Source organism: Paenibacillus sp. J22P218 (assembly GCF_056269195.1).
Window position 1 is genome coordinate 1647417 of record NZ_JBWDNL010000001.1, and the last position, 21513, is coordinate 1668929.

Consider the following 21513-nt stretch of genomic DNA (forward strand, 5'->3'; position numbering starts at 1 on the left):
CCGCACTGCTCGGCTTCTGCTCGGCCGACTACCTTATAAGGGGGAGTCTTCTATGACCTTCAAACCACTTGATATGCAAATGTCTGTGCCGCGTACGCAAGAGTATAGTGGACTGCAAGGACAAGCTGCTCATAAGCCCTTAGCTGACCAGTCAGCATTAGCGGGTCAAGCATCCAAGGAAACCGAACAGCTGCGGTCAAAAAATACCGGAGTTGAGCAAGCGACCGGTCAGAAGGTGCGCAGCGATCAAGATCAGAGTAAAGAATCCGGAGGTCACCGTTCATCTGCTTCCAAGCGCACAGCTGGCGAACAGACGGACGAGCAGACGGAAGCGAAGCCTGCCCATCCATTCAAGGGGCATAATCTTGACATTAAATTATAGAAGAGCAAGTCATCAGGAGAAAGGCGGTAAGTGAGGTGGAATCGTACTGGCAATATATTGTGTTAGTTGGAGCGGTTGTCATCGTGCTGGCTTTTATGCTGCCTAGACAGAAGCGGCAAGCAGAGCAGCCATCACAAAGCATTCAGAATATGGAGACGGCGCTCGAGCAGTTTATGGAGAATATGGAGAAGGACAATCAGGAGCTCGTCTCGCTTGTCGCGAAATCGCAGCAGGAAGCGAAGTTGGACGCGGAGCGCAAAGATATGCGAATAGCAGAGCTAGAGCGCAAGAGCTCTACACTTGAGCAACAGCTGCTTCTAGCGACGCAACAAGCTGCGAGTATAGTGAACCAAGGGACAAGGCTGGTTCCATTAACGAAGGAATCCGTGCAGCAAGAAGCGATTCAATCTGCTCCAATAATGAGTCAGTCCAATCATGAGGAAGAAGCAACGCAGACAGAAGAAGAGCCCGTTCAAATGAAAAACTCGATCCAGGCTCGTTACGCGGAGCTGTTCCAATTGTATGAGCAAGGAAAATCGATCGAAGCGATATCGAAGAAGCTTGGCATGAACAAAGGCGAGGTGCAGCTCATTATGCAGCTTGCAAAGCAGGAGGATGCCGCTCATGCTTAAAAACCGGACATTTATGATTGGTCTCGGCGTCGGCATTATTATAGGAGCGCTTCTTTTGGAGCTCATGTACATCGGCGAGAAAAGCGAGGACAAGCTGTCTTTGCTTGGCGTAGATCAAGCAGCTGACCAGAAGCTGTATACCCAAGAAGAAGTCGATGCGCTGCTGGCAGCACAGAAGGATTCAGCCGAGATAAACGACGAAGTGAATCATAATGCGGATCAAGCAGCAACGGATGCGCCAGCGAAAGCAAGCGACAAGCCCCTTGAGCCTACTTCTACGCCCGTTCCGGCTAAGCCTGCAACTGATCAATCTAAAGCTGAGAAGGTGCTGCGGATTGAACATGGAGCGAACTTAAGCAATACAGCTTCATTGCTCGAGAAGAACCATATTATTGACGATAAGACGGGGTTCATCAATCAAATGAAGAAGGACAAAAAACTGGTTCGCGCCGGTTATTTTTTGTTTCACGAGAATATGACGGTTGATGAAGCCATCGAAACCGTTACGAGCAAGCCGATTACGAAATCAGAAGCGGACGCGTTCAACAGCTCCAAGGCAGCGAACTGATTTTATTCTATAAACCATTGTTGCAGACGTTTGTCATATATGATATATTAATTGACGGTGTTAAAAACGCACGCCGGTCAATTTTGCCAATGGTGCTTTCGCTCGGCGAAAGTGTTGGCAAGAGATGCGAGTGGCGGAGGAGCACACAAAACCAATACAGGAGGTGTTGAATATGGCGGTTATCTCCATGAAACAGCTTCTCGAAGCTGGGGTACACTTCGGTCATCAGACTCGTCGTTGGAATCCTAAGATGGATCGTTATATCTTCACAGAAAGAAACGGAATTTACATCATCGACTTGCAAAAAACAGTTAAAAAGGTTGACGAAGCGTATAACTTCGTTAAATCCGTTGCTGCAGAGGGCGGCACTATGCTGTTCGTCGGCACAAAGAAACAAGCTCAAGACTCGGTTAAAGAAGAAGCAGAACGTTGCGGCAACTTCTACATCAACCAACGTTGGTTGGGTGGCACGCTTACGAACTTCTCGACAATTCAAAAGCGTATCGACCGTTTGAAACAACTTGAGAAATGGGAAGAGGACGGCACTTTCGAAGTTCTTCCTAAGAAAGAAGTTATCATTCTTCGCAAAGAAAAAGACCGTTTGGAGAAATTCCTCGGCGGCATCAAAGGTATGAAAGGTTTGCCAAGCGCGCTGTTCATCATCGATCCGCGCAAAGAGCGTATTGCTGTAGCAGAAGCTCGTAAACTTGGTATCCCAATCGTTGGTATCGTTGATACGAACTGTGACCCAGACGAAATCGACTATGTCATTCCTGGTAACGACGATGCAATTCGTGCCGTTAAGTTGTTGACTTCGAAGATGGCTGACGCAATCGTAGAAGCTAACCAAGGCGAGCAAACAACGGCTTAAATAGCAGTTCATGCAGGTCAACAAAGGGTGGTCAGATGGTGAAAAACCTCTCACTGCCCTTTTTTTGAACGAAAATCATTTTTTCTAAATAAGGTAGAATAACAGCTTCGCACAACATTTAGGAGGGTTTAACATGGCAGTTAGCGCTAGCGCGGTAAAAGAACTACGTGAAAGAACGGGAGCAGGAATGCTCGATTGTAAAAAAGCTTTGGACGAAACAAACAACGACATCGAAAAAGCGATCGCTTTGCTTCGTGAAAAAGGTTTGTCGGCTGCAGCTAACAAAGCTGGCCGTATCGCTACAGAAGGCGTAGTAGAATCGTACATCCACGCTGGCGGCCGTATCGGCGTTATCGTTGAAGTAAACTGCGAAACGGACTTCGTTGCAAAAACGGATCAATTCCGTGAATTTGCAAGAGACATCGCTATGCAAATCGCAGCTGCTAATCCGAAATTCGTTCGCCGCGAAGAAGTTCCTGGCGATGAGCTTGAGAAAGAACGCGAAATTTTGAAAGCACAAGCGCTTAACGAAGGCAAGCCTGAGAAAATCGTTGAAAAAATGGTTGAAGGCCGCATTTCGAAATATTATGAAGAATATTGCTTGATGGAGCAATCGTTCATCAAAGATCCGGACAAAACAATCTCGACTTTGCTTAATGAAAAAATTAGCAAAATCGGCGAGAACATCTCGATCCGTCGCTTCGTTCGTTTCGAACTTGGTGAAGGTCTTGAGAAAAAAGTCGACAACTTCGTTGAAGAAGTTATGGCTCAAGCAAAACTTTAATCCGAACGCACAGGCGGGGCGGGGCGTCCGCCCCGCCTGCTTGTTTTCAAAGACACAATTTGTAGAAGCTTGCACACTTATTTGAGCTGTATGATGGAGGTATAAACGTTGGAACATCCTGTGTATAAACGTATCGTTCTTAAGGTCAGCGGTGAATCATTGGCAGGACAGGAAGGCTACGGTATTGAAGCGTCGGTCATTTCTTCCATTGCAAACCAAGTGAAGGAAGTTATTGCACTCGGCGTAGAAGTCGCAATCGTATGCGGCGGCGGCAATATCTGGCGCGGAATCGCCGGTACGGCGAAAGGCATCGATCGCGCGACAGCCGATTATATGGGCATGCTTGCTACTGTAATGAATTCACTGGCGCTTCAAGACGCGCTGGAACAAATTGATGTGCCAACACGAGTGCAGACGTCGATCGCGATGCAGCAAATTGCTGAACCGTACATTAGACGCCGTGCCATTCGTCATTTGGAGAAGGGCAGAGTCGTTATTTTCGCAGCAGGAACAGGCAATCCGTTCTTCTCGACCGATACGACAGCCGCACTTCGCGCTGCTGAGATCGAAGCAGAAGTGATTCTCATGGCGAAGAACAAAGTGGATGGCGTTTACTCGGCCGATCCGTTCAAAGACGATACGGCAGAAAAGTTCGAAGAGCTTACTTACCTTGACATGCTTAACCGCAACTTGGGCGTAATGGATTCAACAGCCGCTTCGCTCTGCATGGACAACAATATTCCGCTTATTGTATTCTCGATAACAGAGAATGGTAATATTAAGCGTGTCGTGCTCGGTGATAAAATCGGGACTATTGTGAAAGGAAGTGTCAAATAATGCCGCTTCAAATTAAAAAAAACGCTGAAGAACGCATGGATAAAGCAATCTCGGCTTTAAAACGCGACCTAGCGTCGCTTCGCGCAGGCAAAGCGAGTCCTGCTTTGTTTGACCGCATTCAAGTTGAATACTACGGGGCAATGACGCCTCTTAACCAGCTCGCTAATATCAATACACCGGATTCGCGCACGCTGCTCATCCAGCCTTGGGACAAATCGTCCGTTGCTGCAATTGAGAAGGCGATCATGAAATCGGATTTGGGCCTTACGCCTTCTAACGATGGAACCGCGATCCGCATTTCCGTGCCTATGCTTACGGAAGAGCGTCGCGGCGAACTCGTGAAAACGTCGAAAAAGTTCGGTGAAGAAGCGAAGGTGGCTATCCGCAACATTCGCCGGGATGCGAACGACTCGATCAAGAAGCTTGAGAAATCGGACATTTCCGAGGACGAATCACGCGGCCATCAAGAAGATATTCAGAAGGCAACGGACAAATTCATCGCTGAAGTGGATAAAGTGCTCGTTTCCAAAGAAAAAGAGATTATGGAAGTATAATTATACAATAGGCCCCTCCGACAGGTGGGGTTTGGTTTTGATTCCGGTTGGGAGGAACGAAGATGATCAAGCGACTTTGGGCCCTACTTGGCAAATCGTCCAAAAAGCCGTCTAATCCTAAAGTCTTCGAAAAGGTTCCTGAGCATGTGGCTATTATTATGGACGGCAACGGCCGTTGGGCTAAAACTCGTGGATTGCCGCGGACGGCAGGTCATCATTCCGGGATGAAGGCGGTCAAGCGAATAACGATGGCCGCTGATAAGCTGGGCATTAAATATTTGACGTTATATGCGTTTTCCACGGAAAACTGGACGAGGCCGAAGGATGAGGTCGACTTTTTAATGAAGCTTCCCCAGCAATTTCTTGAGATCGAGCTCGACGAGCTGATTGCCAACAACGTCCAAGTCCGAATGATGGGGCATAAAGAGAACTTGCCTGCCCATACAATAAGCCCGCTTGAGGAAGCGATCGTGAAGACAGCGAACAATACCGGGCTCGTCTTGAACTTTGCTCTTAACTACGGCAGCCGCAAGGAAATGCTGGAGGCGGTCAAGGATATTGCTTCGGATGTGTCGCGAGGCGAGGTCGACATCAATGAAATTGATGAGAAGCTGATGGCAAGCCGGTTACATACAAGCGGAATGCCTGACCCGGATTTGCTTATTCGAACGAGCGGAGAGCTCCGTCTAAGCAACTTCATGATGTGGCAGCTCGCATACAGCGAATTATGGTTTACGGATGTGTATTGGCCAGCGTTTACGGAAGAGCATTTTCATGAGGCCATACAAGAGTATCAGCGCCGTGTGCGCCGATATGGCGGTTTGTAGCTTCAAGTATCGGAGTGTGACGTTTCGTTGAGACAACGGATTATTACAGGGGTGCTGGCTGGCGCGCTTTTAGTTGCTCTGACAATTGTTGGTGGCTGGCTATTTACCGCTTTGCTCGTACTGCTCGCCATTATAGGGTTTACGGAGTATGCAAGAATGAACGGCGTCAAATGGTCGCATCCGTCCGCAATGCTTGGGTATGCGGGCGTATTGCTGTTTGTGCTTCCTTGGTCGGACTGGAACGTTGATGTGCCTTCCGAAATGACAATCATGTGGATGCTGGCGTTTCTATTGCTTGCCGTGACTGTCATTACCAAAAATAAAACGACAATTGATGGCGCCGCGCTTATGTTGCTAGGCGCTTTATATGTAGGTTACGGCTTTGCGGCTATGATCGAAGTACGAGGCATCGTTCCGAACGGACTGTTCTGGACGTTCCTGTCCTTCTCCTGTACGATTGCGTCGGATACTGGCGCTTATTTCTGCGGACGAGCCTTCGGAAGAACGAAGCTATGGCCGTCGATCAGCCCGAATAAGACAATCGAAGGTGCGTTAGGCGGTGTCCTGCTGTCTTTGATCGTTGCAGTGATCTTCTCCCTATTCGCGCCGGTTACGGTTAGTCTTGGTCTGCCAAAGGCACTTCTCATCGGTTTGGTGGCCGCAGTTGCCGGGCAATTCGGAGATTTGATCCAATCTGCCTACAAGCGAGTGCGTGATATTAAGGATACGGGAACACTGCTTCCCGGCCACGGCGGCGTACTCGACCGTTTTGACAGCTGGCTGATCGTATTTCCGCTGCTGCTCCTGACCGGCCTGTTGCCGTCTTAAGTTTGGAGGATATTAGTGATGAAGAAAATTAGTATTTTGGGCTCGACAGGATCTATCGGAACGCAAACGCTCGATATCGTTGCTCATGCTCCGGAGCTGTTCAAAGTCGTCGGACTGTCGGCGGGGGCTAACGTCGACCTGCTCATCGAGCAAGCGCGTCAGTTCAAACCGGCAATCGTATGTCTCGGTTCGAAGGAGCTAGCCGATGCCGCTAGACTGCATGTGCCCTCTGGAACAAGAGTGGTATATGGAGAAGAGGGCTTGATCGAGACGGCTTCTCATACGGATGCAGATATAGTTGTTACGGCGATCGTTGGCAGCCGAGGGCTTCCGGCAACGCTTGCGGCTATTAATGCCGGCAAGACGATTGGCCTCGCTAACAAGGAAACGCTCGTTACGGCTGGGCATCTCGTTATGGAACGCGCGAAACAGCGCGGCGTGGCGATTCTGCCGATCGATAGCGAGCACTCGGCTATCTTCCAGTGTCTGAATGGCGAGAAGCGGGAGAGCATCAAGCAAATTACGCTTACCGCATCGGGGGGCTCGTTCCGTGATCGTACGCGCGAGCAGCTAGAAGGCGTTACAGTGACTGAGGCGCTTAACCATCCGAACTGGTCAATGGGTGCTAAGATTACGATTGATTCGGCTACGATGGTCAACAAAGGGCTTGAGGTCATTGAAGCCAAATGGCTATTCGGGGTTACATACGATCAGATAGATGTCATTATTCATCCGGAAAGCATCATTCATTCCTATGTGGAATTTTCCGATCATAGCGTAATCGCTCAAATGGGCTTGCCGGATATGCGAGTGCCGATTCAATATGCGCTCACTTATCCGGATCGCGTGGCAACGCCGACGAATCGACTGAACTTGGCTGAGATCGGCAAGCTTCATTTCCGCGAGATGGATTTTGTCCGTTTCCCGTTACTGCGGCTTGCTTTCGATAGCGGACGCTTAGGCGGCTCCGCTCCTGCTGTATTCAATGCAGCAAATGAAATAGCAGTCGCTCGTTTCTTGAACGGTGAAGTTAATTTTCTCGATATAGAGAGAATTGTAGAGTCGACCGTTAGCCGGCATGATGTTACGGAGATTAACGATTTACAGACGATTGCGGAAGTAGACAGCTGGGCCCGCCGGTTTGCGGCAACCGTATAGCGATCGCATACGGCCAAAAACCGGTTCTCTTGTATCGGACGGGAGAATAATGATAATCTATGTACAGGCCGTAACGAACAGGAGGCTTCACGTATATGCATATGATTCAGGTCATTCTTCTGACCGTGCTCGTTTTTTTCGTTATTGTCACGATTCACGAATGGGGACACTATTACTTTGCCAAACGGGCGGGAATATTAGTCCGCGAATTCGCGATCGGTTTTGGTCCAAAGCTGTTTTCGGTGTTGCGAGGCGAGACCAGGTATACGCTTAGACTGATCCCAGCAGGCGGCTTCGTTAGAATGGCCGGCGAGGATCCAGAGATTGTTGAAGTTCAGCCAGGCCAGACGATAGCAGTCCGCGTTAAGGATAATGTCGTCAAGAAGCTGTATCTGGATCGCTTGGATGAGCGGAGCGACGTTATTCGCGGTGAAGTTACCTCGATTGATCTAGAGCGCAATCTTCATGTGACGCTGGATATAGAAGGGGAAACGGAACGTTTTGCCGTACATCCTCAAGCGCTGCTGATTACGAAAGGCAGAGATACGCAGATTGCGCCTCTTGACCGCCAATTCGGCAGCAAGACGGTAGGTCAGCGCGCGCTTGCAATCGCAGCTGGTCCATTTATGAACTTCGTACTGGCATTCGTGCTGTTCGCTGCTTACATTCAGATGGCCGGCGTACCAACCACTCAGCCCGATAAGCTGCTAATTAACTCGGTATTGCCGGATTCCCCTGCATCACAAAGCAAGCTGCAAGAAGGCGATGTCATTCATGCCATTAATGGCACGAAGATCGGTACCGATTTTGATAAAATGCTCGATATCATCGGAAAGTCTCCTAATGTTGCGCTTAAGGTCGATATTATAAGAGACGGCGTAGCTCAGCAGATTGAGATTACACCGAAGCCTGACGACGAAGGAGTCGGCAAGGTCGGCATTACCGCCGGCGTCAATAAAGTGCCGATGAGGCAGGCGACCTTCGCGGAGACGATTACGGGTTCGGCTAAATTAATGAAAAATATGACGATCAGCATTTTCGAAGGATTCAAGCAGCTAATCAGCAACTTTAATCTAGACGATGTTGGCGGTCCAGTACGAACGGCAGAAGTTACGGGCCAGATTGCAAGCCAAGGCATCGTACAGCTGACTTCGTGGACAGCACTGCTTAGTCTTTACCTCGGCATATTCAACCTGCTTCCAATTCCGGCGCTGGACGGCAGCCGTCTCATTTTCCTCGGAATCGAAGCATTGCGCGGTCGACCGGTCGATCCGAACAGGGAGAGCATGGTTCACTTTGTCGGGTTTGCAATGATTATGCTGTTAATGCTGGTAGTTACCTATAACGATATTTTACGATTGGTACGAGGGGAGTAGTAAGAAAGCTCATGTCTAAGGATAAGCAATTTGTTACGGAGATTACGCCGCAGAGCGAAGATTTCTCCAGATGGTATATCGATGTTATTAAGAAAGCCGAGCTGATGGATTACTCGCCGGTTCGAGGCTGTATCGTGTTCCGCCCAGAAGGTTATGAATTGTGGGAAAATATTCAGCGCGATCTGGACAGAAGATTCAAGGAAACAGGTCACCGCAACGCTTACTTCCCAATGTTCATCCCGGAGAGCTTCTTCCAAAAAGAGAAGGAGCATGTCGAGGGCTTCAACCCGGAGCTTCCGTGGGTAACTGAGGCTGCAGGCGAGAAGCTGGAGGAGCGCCTTGCCGTTCGTCCGACTTCCGAGACGATGTTCGGCCATATGTATTCCAAGTGGATTCAATCTTACCGCGATTTGCCTGTCCTGATTAACCAATGGGCTAACGTTGTACGCTGGGAGAAGCGTACGATGCCGTTCCTTCGCACAAGCGAGTTCCTATGGCAGGAAGGCCATACCGCTCACGAGAACGAACAAGAGGCACGTGAGGAAACGATGCGCATGCTGAACGTTTATCGTGAGTTCGTAGAGGAGTTCCTCGCAATTCCGGTTATCGTAGGCGAGAAGACACCTTCGGAGCGATTCGCGGGCGCGGTTGACACTTATTCGATCGAAGCGATGATGAAGGACGGCAAGGCGGTTCAAGCCGGCACATCCCATTATCTCGGAACGAAGTTCGCCGTTGCTTTCGATATCAAATATTTGGATCGTGAAAATACATTGCAGTTCTGCCATACGACGTCATGGGGAGCAAGCACGCGACTCATCGGGGCGCTGATTATGGTGCATGGCGACGACCGCGGTCTTGCGTTGCCGCCTAAGGTTGCTCCAACACAAGTTATTATGATTCCAATCGGACCTGCGAAGATGCGCGAGCAAGTTGTTGGTCGCGTGGACGAGCTGTACGCCGAGTTGAAAAAAGCTGGCGTTCGCGTTCGCGTCGACGACCGTGCGGACGTTAGTCCGGGCTGGAAGTTCAATGAATACGAAATGCGCGGCGTACCGCTCCGTCTCGAGCTTGGACCACGCGATATGGAGAACGGCGTCGTTGTGCTCGTATCGCGGATCACTGGCGAGAAGCGCATCGTGCAGCAAGAAAATCTTATAGCTGAAGTTGAAGCGATGCTTGCCGAGATTCAGAGCGGCATGCTGGAGAAAGCGAAGCAATTCAGAAGCGACAATTCCCGTTCCGTTGATACGATCGACGAGATGAAAGCTTTCCTTGAAGAGCAGCGCGGTTTCGTTGAAGCAGGTTGGTGCGGTTCTGCCGCTTGCGAGAAGCAAGTAAAGGAAGAGACGGGCGCTACAAGCCGCAACATTCCTTTCGAACCTTCCGTTCAGAAGCCGAAATGTCTCGTATGCGGCGATGATTCGAAGCATACAGTCGTATTTGCAAGAGCTTATTAAGATAAACTCCTATCGGAGTACCTAGAACGAACAACTTTGTTCAATTATAGGATCGTATATCAATTTGCCATACTTTCGCTATATTTCTCCGGAATGAAACGCGCAGCGCCGCCTAAAGACGGCGCTGCGCGTTTCACCTTGACGTATAGGAAAGTATATAATTTTCTCATACTTTTTCTATACGTTTCGATGAAACGATGACGTCTATAGAAAGGACGCCGTCAGGCGTTTCTTATTAAAGTATAGGAGTATATCGTTTCACTATTATACTTACGCCTATACTTCTCCGGAATGAAACGCGCTGCACCGTCAAAGGACGGCGATAGCCGTTTCACCTCGGGATTGGATCATAAGGAGTGATAAACATGAGCCAAACCGGTGACAAGCGGCAGCGCTTCGAGCTGTTGTTGCAGCAAGCTGGACTGCCGCAGGAACTTATACAATCTTATTTTCAAGACGGCTATATTGATCAAGTTATCGTAAGCAACAGCAATCGGGAATGGACGTTTTGCATCCGCAAAACGTCCATGGTGCCTTTACAGGCGTATAATGGCTTCTGCCAAGCCGCGAAAATGAAGTTCGAGCATATTGCCGCCGTTTCTTTTCAGCTTATCTATGACCCGATTGTCGAGACGGAATCGATTTTACAGCAATATTGGGGTTTGTTCATGGAATGGGCGCAGCGCGAGATCGCGTCGGTTAACGGCTGGCTGCAGAAGGCAACGATTGATGTAGAGGGAGACTTGCTTACGCTGTCGCTGCTCGATACAACGGGGCTGGAGCTTGCGCGCAAAAAGAGGCTTGATGAGGAGATCGTCCGTTTCTACGAAACGAGCTTTAACCGCATATGCAAAGTGAAGATGATCGTCAGCGAATCCCGCCAAGAAATATTGGACGAGTTCAACCTGAAGCTTGTCGAGGAAGAGCGTGAAGTTGTGCAGCAACTGATGGCCAGCTCGCAATCGGAATCCTCATATTCGGGTGACGACGAGGAATCCGTTAAGCTTGCCGTCGGTTACGATATTAAAGAAGAAGCCGTACTGCTTATGAATATTCAAGAGGAAGAGAAGAAAATAACGGTACAGGGCGCGGTATTCGGACTTGATATGAAGGAGCTCCGCAACGGCAGCACCTTATTTACGTTCAACGTAACCGACTTTACGGACTCCATCGCGATGAAGATGTTCGCCAAAACGAAGGATGACGTAAAAGTGCTAAGCCAGCTGGCCAATGGCAAATGGGTGAAAGCGCGCGGACGGATCGAGTATGACCGATTCATGCAAGAGCCTGAGCTTGTCATGATGCCGAACGACCTGCACGAGATTGGTTCTCCGCCGGAACGGAAGGACAAGGCCGAAGAGAAACGTGTCGAATTCCATCTTCATACGACGATGAGTGTCATGGATGCCGTAACGCCGATCGGCGATTACGTGAAGACGGCTGCGAAGTGGGGACACAAGGCGATTGCCGTTACGGATCATAGCAACGTCCAATGTTACCCCGATGCGTTCAAAGCGGCTAAGAAGCATGGCATTAAAGTTATGTTTGGTTTGGAAGCGAACGTTGTCAATGACGCTGTGCCGATGGTGCTGCAATCAAGACCCGAGCCGCTCGCATCTGCGACTTACATCGTATTCGATATCGAGACGACGGGCTTGTCCGTCATTAATAATAAAATTATTGAGCTCGCCGGCGTGAAGATGCGGGAAGGAAAGGAAGTAGATCGCTTCTCGACCTTTATTAATCCGCATGAGAAAATACCGTACAACATCCAGCAGCTTACGAATATTAACGACGATATGGTGAAAGATGCGCCAGAGCTGGAACCTAAGCTGCGCGAATTCATTGAATTTATTGGGAATGATGTATTAGTTGCGCATAACGCGCGATTCGATATCGGCTTTATCCAGGCCTCCTGCAAAGCTTTCGGCATGCCGGAAGTCATGAATCCTGTGCTCGATACGCTCGAGTTGGCTAGATTCATACATCCTTCGCTAAAGAACCACCGACTGAACACGCTCTCCGACAAATACAAGATTAGCTTGGAGAATCATCACCGGGCCATCGATGACTCGATTGCGCTTGGCGGAGTGCTGTTCGGCTTGATAGGTGACGCGGCGGAGCGCAATATTACCGATCTGCATCAGCTTAATGATTATGTAGGCATGGATCTTTCTAATTCACGTCCATTCCATTGCAATATATACGCGCTTAATGCAGTAGGCAAAAAAAATCTGTACAAGCTCATCTCGATGTCTCATACCGAATATTTCAAGCGCGTCCCTACGATTCCGAAGAGCAAGCTCGTCGAGCTGCGAGAAGGACTATTAGTCATCTCCGGCTGCGAGAAAGGCGAGTTTTTCGAGACGGTGCTTAATAAGTCGGAAGAAGAGGCTACCGAGGTTGCCCGCTTCTATGACGTGCTGGAAATTCAGCCGATCGACTTCTACATGCATTTGGTTGAGAAAGGATTGGTCGGAAGCCGGGCGGAGATCGAGCAAGCGCATCGCCGCATATGCCAGATTGGCGATGAGCTTGGCAAACCGGTAATAGCGACAGGGAATGTGCATTACTTGAACCCGCGGGATAAGATGTACAGGGACATTACGATAAATGGCATTACAGGCTTTAGCCCGCTCAAGGGACAACGCAAACCGGATGCTCATTTCCGTACAACAGACGAGATGCTGGAGGAGTTCGCGTTCCTCGGGGAAGCTCGCGCGCGCCAAGTTGTCGTAACGAATACGTCTGAACTCGCCGATCGGTTCGAATCGTATGATTTGTTTCCAAGCGAGCTGTTCACGCCGATTATTGAAGGCGCTGACGAAGAAATTCGGAATACCTGCTATTCGACCGCTAAGGGTTTTTACGGAGAGGATCTTCCGCAAGTAGTAATCGACCGTCTGGAGAAGGAGTTAGTTCCGATCATTAAGTTCGGCTTCTCTGCCAACTATCTCATTTCCGAGAAGCTGGTGAAGAAGTCGAATGCGGACGGTTATCTCGTAGGGTCAAGGGGTTCGGTCGGCTCTTCGGTCGTGGCGACGTTCCTCGGCATTTCCGAAGTTAATCCGCTTCCTGCCCACTATATGTGTAAAAACCAGGATTGTCGCCACAGCGAATGGTTCCTAGACGGAAGCGTGCCGAGCGGATTTGACTTGCCGGCTAAGATGTGCCCGAAATGCGACCAGCCGATGAAGGGTGAAGGACAAGATATCCCGTTCGAGACTTTCCTAGGCTTCAAGGGAGATAAAGTTCCCGATATCGATCTTAACTTCTCTGGCGAATACCAACCGGTTGCCCATAACTACACGAAAGTTCTGTTCAGCGAGAAGGCCGTATTCCGAGCCGGAACGATCGGTACTGTGGCGGAGAAGACAGCCTACGGTTTCGCGAAGAAATATGAGGAAGAGAATAACAAGAAGTGGCGCGGGGCGGAGCTTGCAAGGCTCGCCAGCGGCTGTACGGGCGTTAAGCGAAGCACTGGCCAACATCCCGGCGGTATCGTTGTTGTTCCTGATTATATTGAGGTCGAGGACGTAACTCCCGTGCAATATCCTGCGGATGATCAGAATGCCGAGTGGAAGACGACGCACTTTGACTATCACGCGTTCGAAAGCAATCTGCTCAAGCTCGATATTCTCGGACATGACGATCCGACCATGATGCGGATGCTGCAGGATTTGACCGGCGTCGACCCGACGACGATACCGATGAACGATCCGAAAGTCATGAGCATGTTCAACTCGACGGCGGCGCTTGAAGTCGCACCCGAGAAGATTCGCTCCTCGGTGGCAACGTACGGCGTGCCGGAGATGGGGACGAAGTTCGTTCGTCAGATGCTTCAGGAAACACAGCCTTCTTCATTCGCCGACTTGCTGCAAATATCCGGTCTGTCGCATGGTACGGGCGTATGGCTCGGCAATGCGCAGGAACTGATTAAGAACGGAACCTGCAACATCAAGACCGTAATCGGTTGCCGTGACGATATTATGTTGTATCTGATCTACAAAGCCGGCATGGATGCCGGACTTGCGTTCAAAATTACCGAGAGCGTTCGTAAAGGTAAAGGGTTAACGCCGGAATGGATCGAAGAAATGAAGCGCTGCAAGGTGCCGGCCTGGTACATTGATTCCTGTCTGCGCATCGAGTATATGTTCCCGAAGGCGCATGCCGCGGCTTATGTTATTTCGGCTGTGCGTACCGCCTTCTTCAAGCTCTATTATCCGATTCATTATTACGCGACCTACTTTACCGTTCGTGCCGATGACTTCGATTTGGAGCTGCTCTGCCAAGGCTATGATGCCATACTGGCTAAGTTGATTGAAATCGAAGCCAAAGGGTTCAATGCGCTTCCGAAAGAGAAAAATATGGTTTCGCAGCTCGAAATGTCGCTCGAAATGACGGCTCGCGGTTTCTCGTTCAAGCCTATTGATCTTTATCGATCGGACGCTACGAAATTCCAGGTGGACGGAGATTCTCTGATCCCGCCATTTGCAGCGATTGCTGGTATCGGCGAGAATGCGGCGCGCAATATCGCAGCTTCGAGAGAAGACGGTGAATTCCTGTCGATCGAGGATTTCCAAATGAAATCGAAAGCAACAAAAACGATTGTCGAGGTACTCGGATCAATGGGTTGTTTCCGCGGCCTGCCTGAATCTAACCAGCTTTCTTTGTTCTAGTTTTGAAAGGGACTTGAAAACATTTCTTGTCACTCTATAGTGGTTATGTTATAATTTTTGTGGCAATGATGATGATAAAGGCTCTAATGCAGAAGAGTGGGGAAACCCACTCTTTACGTTTTGTATTCGGCAAAACAGGCATACCGCGTAAAATACAGGAGGTCAAGTCAATTTGAGCACATCCAAAATCAAAACCGTTGTTGAGGAAATGATTTCACCATTTCTTGACAGCCAAGGATTTGAACTGGTCGATATTGAATACGTGAAGGAGGGCAGCAACTGGTTTCTCCGGATTTTCGTAGATAAGGAGGGCGGAATCGACATTGACGATTGCGGCCGAATTAGCGAACACGTAAGCGAGCAGTTGGATAAAAATGATCCGATTACGGATGCTTATTTCCTCGAGGTGTCCTCCCCTGGTGCGGAGCGCCCGCTCAAGAAGCCGGAGGATGTGCGTAAAGCCGTCGGGAAACACGTTTACATAACGACATACGAACCGATCAGCGGCGCTAAGGAGTTTGAAGGGCTGCTGCTTTCGTTTGACGGCGATAACGCCGTTGTTGCTGTGGGGAAAAAAGAGCATAGTATTCCATATTCGAAGGTTGCAAGCGCTCGTTTGGCAATCGTGTTCTAACATTCGTTTTTTTCTATTTTGAAAGGGGGAACTCCATTCCAATGAGCATGGATTTTATTGAAGCGTTACAGGAAATCGAAAGAGACAAAGGCATTACGAAGGATGTGCTGTTAGAGGCCATCGAGGCAGCGCTTATTTCCAGCTACAAACGCAATTTTAATACCGCACAAAACGTAAGGGTTGATATTAACCGCCATACCGGCGTTATTAAAGTATATGCCCGCAAGACCGTTGTCGAGGAAGTTCTTGACCCGCGACTGGAAATTTCGGTTGAAGCTTCCCGCGAGATTAACGCGCATTACCAGTTGGACGACGTTGCCGAGATCGAAGTTACGCCTCGAGACTTCGGGCGTATTGCCGCACAGACGGCGAAGCAAGTTGTTACGCAGCGTATTCGCGAAGCAGAACGCGGACTGATCTATAATGCCTTTATCGACAAAGAAGAAGATATTGTTAACGGCATCGTACAGCGCCAGGATGTGAAAAATCTATTCGTCGATCTAGGCAAGGTAGAAGCGGTATTGCCGCTTACTGAACTTATGCCGACTGACAAGTTCAAGCATGGAGACCGTGTCAAATCGTATATTACAAAGGTTGAGAACACGACCAAAGGGCCTCAAATTATTTTGTCCCGTACGCATCCAGGCTTGTTGAAACGTCTATTCGAGCTTGAAGTGCCGGAAATTTACGACGGCGTTGTGGAGATTCGCTCCGTTGCACGGGAAGCGGGTTTCCGCTCGAAAATTGCCGTTCATACGCGCAATAGCGAAGTCGATCCTGTCGGCTCCTGCGTAGGTCAGAAGGGCGTTCGCGTTCAAACGATCGTCGGCGAGCTGAAAGGCGAGAAAATCGATATCGTTCGCTGGTCCGAGAATGTGGAGGAGTATGTGGCGAATGCGCTCAGCCCATCCAAAGTGCTTGAAGTCATCGTCTTCGAGCAAGAGAAGATGGCGCGCGTCATCGTACCCGACTATCAATTGTCGCTCGCGATCGGCATCAAAGGGCAGAACGCTCGTCTTGCCGCGAAGCTGACAGGCTGGAAAATCGATATTAAGAGCGAGACGCAAGCCGAGCAGGAATACGGACGTCCAAGAACAACGACGGGAACGATGCATCAGGACTCCGTCTCGATCGATTAGTATAGATCAACACGATTGTCAATGTAACTCGCAGAGGAGGGGTGCGCGGTGAGACCAAGAAAAGTGCCGCTTCGCAAATGTGTCGCTTGTCAAGAGATGATGCCGAAGAAGGAACTTATCCGGGTTGTGCGGACGCCAGCCGAAGAGGTTCAGATTGACCTGACGGGCAAGAAGGCTGGACGCGGAGCATATCTGTGCGGCAAAGTGAGCTGCTTCAAGCTTGCTAAGAAAACAAAGGCGCTTGATCGTGCGCTTAAACAGCCGGTAGGCGATCATATTTACGATCAATTAGAGCAAGACTTCGTAGCCGTCGAAGATCAATTCATTGCCGGCAAGGAGCTGAGCGCCGATGAAGACGAATAAAGCATTGTCGTCGCTTGGCATGTGCATGCGTGCCGGCAAGCTCATCACCGGCGATGAAATTGTGGAGAAGGCGGTAAGGCAGAAGCAAGTGCATCTGGTCATTATTGCCGGAGATGCTTCTGCCAATACGAAGAAGAAATTCAACGATAAGTGCAGCACCTACGGGATACAACTCGCCGAAGCGTTCGACCGTGAGCAACTTGGAAAGGCGATAGGCAAGCCGGATCGAGTCGTGCTTGCGGTAACCGATGCGCAGTTCGGAAAAATGATTGCGAGTCATCTGAGCCATAATACGGAGGTGGATAATATTGAACAATAAACAAGACAGCAAGGACAATAAAGATAAACTCCGCGTATATGAATATGCGAAGTCGCTCAATATGAGCAGCAAAGAAATTATTACGATTCTTAAACGGTTGAACTTGCCTGTAAACAACCATATGAGTGTTATGGAAAACGAAATGGTTCATAAGGTTGAAGGCTTCTTCCGTGATATTAAGGCGAATGCAGCGGCTAAGCGCGCACAGGAATCATCCGGGGGCGTGTCCGTATCTTCGTCTGCTTCTGCTAAGCAAGGCGCTAACCGTCCGCCGTCGCAGCAATCGCAGCAGCCACAGCCACAGCAGCAGCAAGAGCGAAAGCCACAGCCACAGCCACCGCAAGCGGCACAAGCGCCACAATCTTCTCAGGCGACGCAAGGGCCGACAAGCAATAATCCAAATCATGACAGACAGGGGCCTACGAATTCTATTAATACGAAAACACCATCTACCCAACAGCAAAGCGAACAACGACCAGCAGGACAACAAAGCAACAACCGTCCAGCGCAATCTCACAATAATCGTCCGGCACAGTCCGGATCCAATCCGAATCGTCAAGGCGGTCAAGGCGGACAAGGCCAAGGCGGCAGCGGCAATCGTCCTGCTCAATCCGGCTCGAATCCGAATCGTCCAGGCGGACAAGGCGGCGGATTTAACCGTCCTTCTTCGCAAGGTCAAGGCAGTCGTCCAGCACAGGGCGGCCAAGGCGGAGGTCAAGGCGGCTTCAATCGTCCAAGCGCTCCTCGTCCTGACGGCGGCGGCAATCGTCCGGCGTCCGCGCCAGCTGCGCCTAGCCGTTCGTTCGAATCCAGATCGACACAAGCTCCGAATCGCGGCGCCAACGATGCGAAGGATAAGAACGGCCGCTCGAATACGAAGCGTTTCGATGATGGCAAGCCTAACGGCTACAGAGGCGGCAACAGCAATAACCGTGGTCCGAAAGGACGCGGCGGCAGATATCAACAACAGCAGCCTGCTCGCGAGAAGATCGACAACACGCCTAAGAAGATCATTGTACGCGGTACGATGACGGTAGGCGAACTCGCCAAGCTGCTCCACAAGGATGCTTCCGAAGTCATTAAGAAGCTGATCTTCCTTGGTGTTATGGCAACGATTAACCAAGAGATCGATATGGACGCGATTCACCTGCTCGCAAGCGACTACGGCGTGGAAGTAGAAGTGAAAATTCCAGTCGAAGAGGATTCCTTCGAGACCGTTGAAGAGACGGATGAAGAAGGGGATCTGGAAGCTCGTCCGCCAGTCGTAACCATTATGGGTCACGTCGATCATGGTAAAACGACGCTCCTTGACGCCATTCGCAAGACGAACGTAACGGGTGGCGAAGCTGGCGGCATTACGCAGCATATCGGTGCTTACCAAGTCGAAATCAATCATAAAAGAATTACGTTCCTCGATACGCCTGGTCACGAAGCGTTCACGCTCATGCGTGCCCGCGGCGCACAAGTAACGGATATTACGATCATCGTCGTAGCTGCCGATGACGGCATTATGCCGCAGACGGTTGAGGCAATCAACCATGCGAAAGCAGCGGGCGTTCCGATCATCGTTGCAGTCAACAAGATCGATAAGCCGGAAGCGAACGTTGACAAGATTAAGCAAGAAATGACCGAGTATGAACTCGTTCCCGAAGAGTGGGGCGGCGACACGATTTTCGTTGAAGTATCGGCGAAGCAGCGTATCGGCCTTGAAGGCTTGCTCGAGATGATTCTTCTTGTTGCAGAAGTGAACGACTACAAAGCGAACCCGAACAAACGTGCCCGCGCAACGGTTATCGAAGCCGAGCTGGACAAGGGCAAAGGCCCGGTTGCACGTATTCTCGTGCAGCACGGTACGCTCAAGATCGGTGATGCATTCGTTGCCGGCAACTGCTTCGGCCGCGTAAGAGCAATGGTCAACGACAAAGGCCGCCGCTTAAAAGAAGCCGGACCATCGACACCGGTGGAAATTACGGGTCTTACGGAAGTTCCGCAAGCCGGCGATCCGTTCATGGTATTCGAAGATGAGCGTAAAGCGCGCGCAATTGCTGACCGCCGTTCGATCAAGCATCGTCAATCGGAGATGGGCGCGAATACACGCGTTACGCTCGATGACCTGTATAACCATATTAAAGACGGTGAAATTAAAGACTTGAACGTTATTATTAAAGCTGACGTTCAAGGCTCGGCAGAAGCACTTAAAGGCTCGCTCGCGAAAATCGATATTGAAGGCGTACGCGTTAAGATTCTTCATAACGGCGTAGGCGCAATAACGGAATCGGATATTATTCTCGCTTCCGCTTCGAACGCGATCGTAATCGGCTTCAACGTTCGTCCTGATCCGCAAGCGGAATCGACGATCGCACAAGAGAAGGTAGACGTGCGCATGCACCGCGTTATTTATAACGTCATCGACGAGATCGAACAAGCGATGAAAGGCATGCTTGATCCGATCTACAAAGAAGTCGTTATCGGCCATGCGGAAGTTCGTAACGTATTTAAAGTGACGAAGGTTGGCGCGATTGCCGGTTCGATGGTTACTTCCGGCAAAATGTTGCGTTCGGCAGAAGCAAGACTTATCCGCGGCGGCATTGTCGTTTATACAGGGAAGATCGATTCCCTCAAACGTTTCAAGGATGACGCGAAGGAAGTTGCTCAAGGCTACGAGTGCGGCATCACGCTAGACCGTTTCAGCGATGTCAAAGAAGGGGACATTATTGAAGCGTTCGTCATGGAAACGGTAGAGAGGTGATTACGGCATGGCAAAAATTCGTGTAGGGCGGGTCAGCGAGCAAATCAAAAAAGAGCTGAGCCAAATTATTCAAATGGAGCTTAAAGATCCAAGGATCGGTTTTATTACCGTAACAGGGGTAGAGACGACTAGCGATCTTTCGCAAGCGAAAGTATACTTGAGCGTGCTTGGCAGCGAAGAGCAGAAGGAAGAGACGCTTAAGGCGATAGCCCGCGGCACCGGATTTCTTCGCTCCGAGCTTGGCAAGCGAATGAAGCTGCGCCACACGCCCGTGCTGCTGTTCAAGTTCGACAGCAGTATCGAGTACGGCAGCCGAATTGAGTCATTGCTCGACGATATCAATAACGGAAACGATGTTCGATGATCGGGTCCGCGAGCTACTTGAAGCAGTTGGACGAAGCACTCGCTTTCTTGCGAGAAGGAGACAACTTTCTAGTCGTATCGCATGTACAGCCTGACGGTGATGCAATCAGCTCTACGGTAGTCGTAGGCTGGTTGCTTCATAAGCTGGGCAAAGCAGTCACACTCATTAACGAAAGCGAGCTGCCTTCGCGCCTAAGCTACCTGCATCGTTCCTCGGAGATCGTTCATTATCGGGCGAATCCTCTAGAGCAGTCCTTTGCGACGGTCGTATCAGTCGATTGCGCTGACTTCCGCCGTATCGGTGACGTTGCAAGCAGCTTCACTGAAGGCGTGAAGCTGCTTAATATCGATCATCATCCTACGAACAACGGCTTCGGCACCGTTAACGTCATACGTGACAACGCGGCTGCCACCGTTGAAATTTTATATGATTTGATCGAGCATGCCGGCATTGAACTCGATCTTGATTGTGCGACGGCCATTTATACCGGTCTGCTCACCGATACGGGTGGATTCCGGTACTCCAATACGAGTCCGCGCGTGATGGAGATCGCTTCCAAGCTGCTCGCCATTGGCGTATCAGGCCATCAACTCGCCGATCATTTGCTCGAGAAGATGACGATAGCGAAGCTGAACCTGTTGAAGCTGTCGCTTAACCGGCTAACTTTCTCTGACGACCTGAAGATCGGATGGGTTCACATCGGCAAGGACGATATTCGTACGACGGGGGCCGTTCCAGAGGACCTTGAGGGAATCGTGAATTATGCGCTTAATGTGGATGGCGTTGAAGTCGGCATTTTATTCAAGGAAACGGAAGACGGCGCAGTGAAAGCAAGCTTGCGCTCGGCTGGCAAAGCTGATGTAGCGGCAATAGCCCAATCATTCGGCGGCGGCGGACATGTCAGAGCTGCCGGCTGCCGGCTTGACTGCTCGCTTGATGCAGCGCCAAGTCTTCTAGTGGAAGCAGTTCGAAAGGCGTTGGTTTAATTC

The 21513-nt window shown here is 50.1% G+C and carries 20 protein-coding genes; all 20 read left to right on the forward strand.

What is annotated here, in order from left to right:
- Window positions 1–52 precede the first annotated feature (52 nt).
- The 20 genes from AC0YN0_RS06915 to AC0YN0_RS07010 all read left to right on the forward strand — a co-directional run bounded on the left by AC0YN0_RS06915 (window position 53) and on the right by AC0YN0_RS07010 (window position 21510).
- Window positions 53–382, forward strand: a complete 330-nt coding sequence (locus tag AC0YN0_RS06915; protein WP_475820558.1) for a hypothetical protein — start codon at window positions 53–55, stop codon at window positions 380–382.
- Window positions 383–417: 35 nt separating this feature from the next.
- Complete coding sequence (locus AC0YN0_RS06920; protein ID WP_475820559.1) at window positions 418–1014, forward strand: hypothetical protein; 597 nt, start codon at window positions 418–420, stop codon at window positions 1012–1014.
- A complete protein-coding gene (locus AC0YN0_RS06925) occupies window positions 1007–1582 on the forward strand; it encodes a hypothetical protein (protein WP_475820560.1) in 576 nt (191 codons plus the stop codon). Before AC0YN0_RS06920 ends, AC0YN0_RS06925 begins: the two co-directional genes overlap by 8 nt.
- A 172-nt stretch (window positions 1583–1754) precedes the next feature.
- Complete coding sequence (gene rpsB / locus AC0YN0_RS06930; RefSeq protein WP_307204067.1) at window positions 1755–2453, forward strand: 30S ribosomal protein S2; 699 nt, start codon at window positions 1755–1757, stop codon at window positions 2451–2453.
- A gap of 133 nt (window positions 2454–2586) precedes the next feature.
- Entirely contained in the window at window positions 2587–3237 is a 651-nt protein-coding gene (gene tsf / locus AC0YN0_RS06935) for a translation elongation factor Ts (protein WP_475820561.1), read from the forward strand.
- Window positions 3238–3345: 108 nt separating this feature from the next.
- Window positions 3346–4074, forward strand: coding sequence for a UMP kinase (gene pyrH / locus AC0YN0_RS06940; RefSeq protein WP_442052526.1), 729 nt, complete (start codon window positions 3346–3348; stop codon window positions 4072–4074).
- Window positions 4074–4628, forward strand: a complete 555-nt coding sequence (frr, locus tag AC0YN0_RS06945) for a ribosome recycling factor (RefSeq protein WP_475820562.1) — start codon at window positions 4074–4076, stop codon at window positions 4626–4628. The genes pyrH and frr overlap by 1 nt, the downstream gene beginning before the upstream one ends.
- Window positions 4629–4690: 62 nt before the next feature.
- Window positions 4691–5455, forward strand: coding sequence for an isoprenyl transferase (locus AC0YN0_RS06950; protein WP_475820563.1), 765 nt, complete (start codon window positions 4691–4693; stop codon window positions 5453–5455).
- 27 nt (window positions 5456–5482) lie between these two features.
- Window positions 5483–6283, forward strand: coding sequence for a phosphatidate cytidylyltransferase (locus tag AC0YN0_RS06955; RefSeq protein WP_475820564.1), 801 nt, complete (start codon window positions 5483–5485; stop codon window positions 6281–6283).
- An 18-nt stretch (window positions 6284–6301) separates the two neighbouring features.
- Complete coding sequence (locus AC0YN0_RS06960; RefSeq protein WP_475820565.1) at window positions 6302–7441, forward strand: 1-deoxy-D-xylulose-5-phosphate reductoisomerase; 1140 nt, start codon at window positions 6302–6304, stop codon at window positions 7439–7441.
- Window positions 7442–7536: 95 nt separating this feature from the next.
- Entirely contained in the window at window positions 7537–8817 is a 1281-nt protein-coding gene (gene rseP, locus AC0YN0_RS06965) for an RIP metalloprotease RseP (protein ID WP_442052531.1), read from the forward strand.
- 11 nt (window positions 8818–8828) lie between these two features.
- Window positions 8829–10277 (forward strand): proline--tRNA ligase, encoded by a 1449-nt coding sequence (proS, locus tag AC0YN0_RS06970; protein ID WP_475820566.1) that lies wholly within the window; start codon window positions 8829–8831, stop codon window positions 10275–10277.
- Window positions 10278–10642: 365 nt separating this feature from the next.
- Complete coding sequence (locus AC0YN0_RS06975) at window positions 10643–14956, forward strand: PolC-type DNA polymerase III (protein WP_475820567.1); 4314 nt, start codon at window positions 10643–10645, stop codon at window positions 14954–14956.
- Window positions 14957–15128: 172 nt separating this feature from the next.
- Window positions 15129–15590 (forward strand): ribosome maturation factor RimP, encoded by a 462-nt coding sequence (gene rimP, locus AC0YN0_RS06980; RefSeq protein WP_475820568.1) that lies wholly within the window; start codon window positions 15129–15131, stop codon window positions 15588–15590.
- 41 nt (window positions 15591–15631) lie between these two features.
- Entirely contained in the window at window positions 15632–16729 is a 1098-nt protein-coding gene (gene nusA / locus AC0YN0_RS06985) for a transcription termination factor NusA (protein ID WP_337103020.1), read from the forward strand.
- A gap of 48 nt (window positions 16730–16777) precedes the next feature.
- A complete protein-coding gene (gene rnpM / locus AC0YN0_RS06990) occupies window positions 16778–17092 on the forward strand; it encodes an RNase P modulator RnpM (RefSeq protein WP_337103019.1) in 315 nt (104 codons plus the stop codon).
- Window positions 17079–17411, forward strand: coding sequence for a L7Ae/L30e/S12e/Gadd45 family ribosomal protein (locus tag AC0YN0_RS06995; RefSeq protein ID WP_337103018.1), 333 nt, complete (start codon window positions 17079–17081; stop codon window positions 17409–17411). Before rnpM ends, AC0YN0_RS06995 begins: the two co-directional genes overlap by 14 nt.
- Window positions 17401–20160 (forward strand): translation initiation factor IF-2, encoded by a 2760-nt coding sequence (gene infB, locus AC0YN0_RS07000; protein ID WP_475820569.1) that lies wholly within the window; start codon window positions 17401–17403, stop codon window positions 20158–20160. Before AC0YN0_RS06995 ends, infB begins: the two co-directional genes overlap by 11 nt.
- 7 nt (window positions 20161–20167) lie before the next feature.
- The gene (rbfA, locus tag AC0YN0_RS07005) at window positions 20168–20524 is read left to right on the forward strand and encodes a 30S ribosome-binding factor RbfA (protein ID WP_475820570.1); all 357 of its coding nucleotides are present in this window, start codon (window positions 20168–20170) and stop codon (window positions 20522–20524) included.
- Window positions 20521–21510, forward strand: coding sequence for a DHH family phosphoesterase (locus AC0YN0_RS07010; RefSeq protein WP_475820571.1), 990 nt, complete (start codon window positions 20521–20523; stop codon window positions 21508–21510). Before rbfA ends, AC0YN0_RS07010 begins: the two co-directional genes overlap by 4 nt.
- Window positions 21511–21513: the final 3 nt, after the last annotated feature.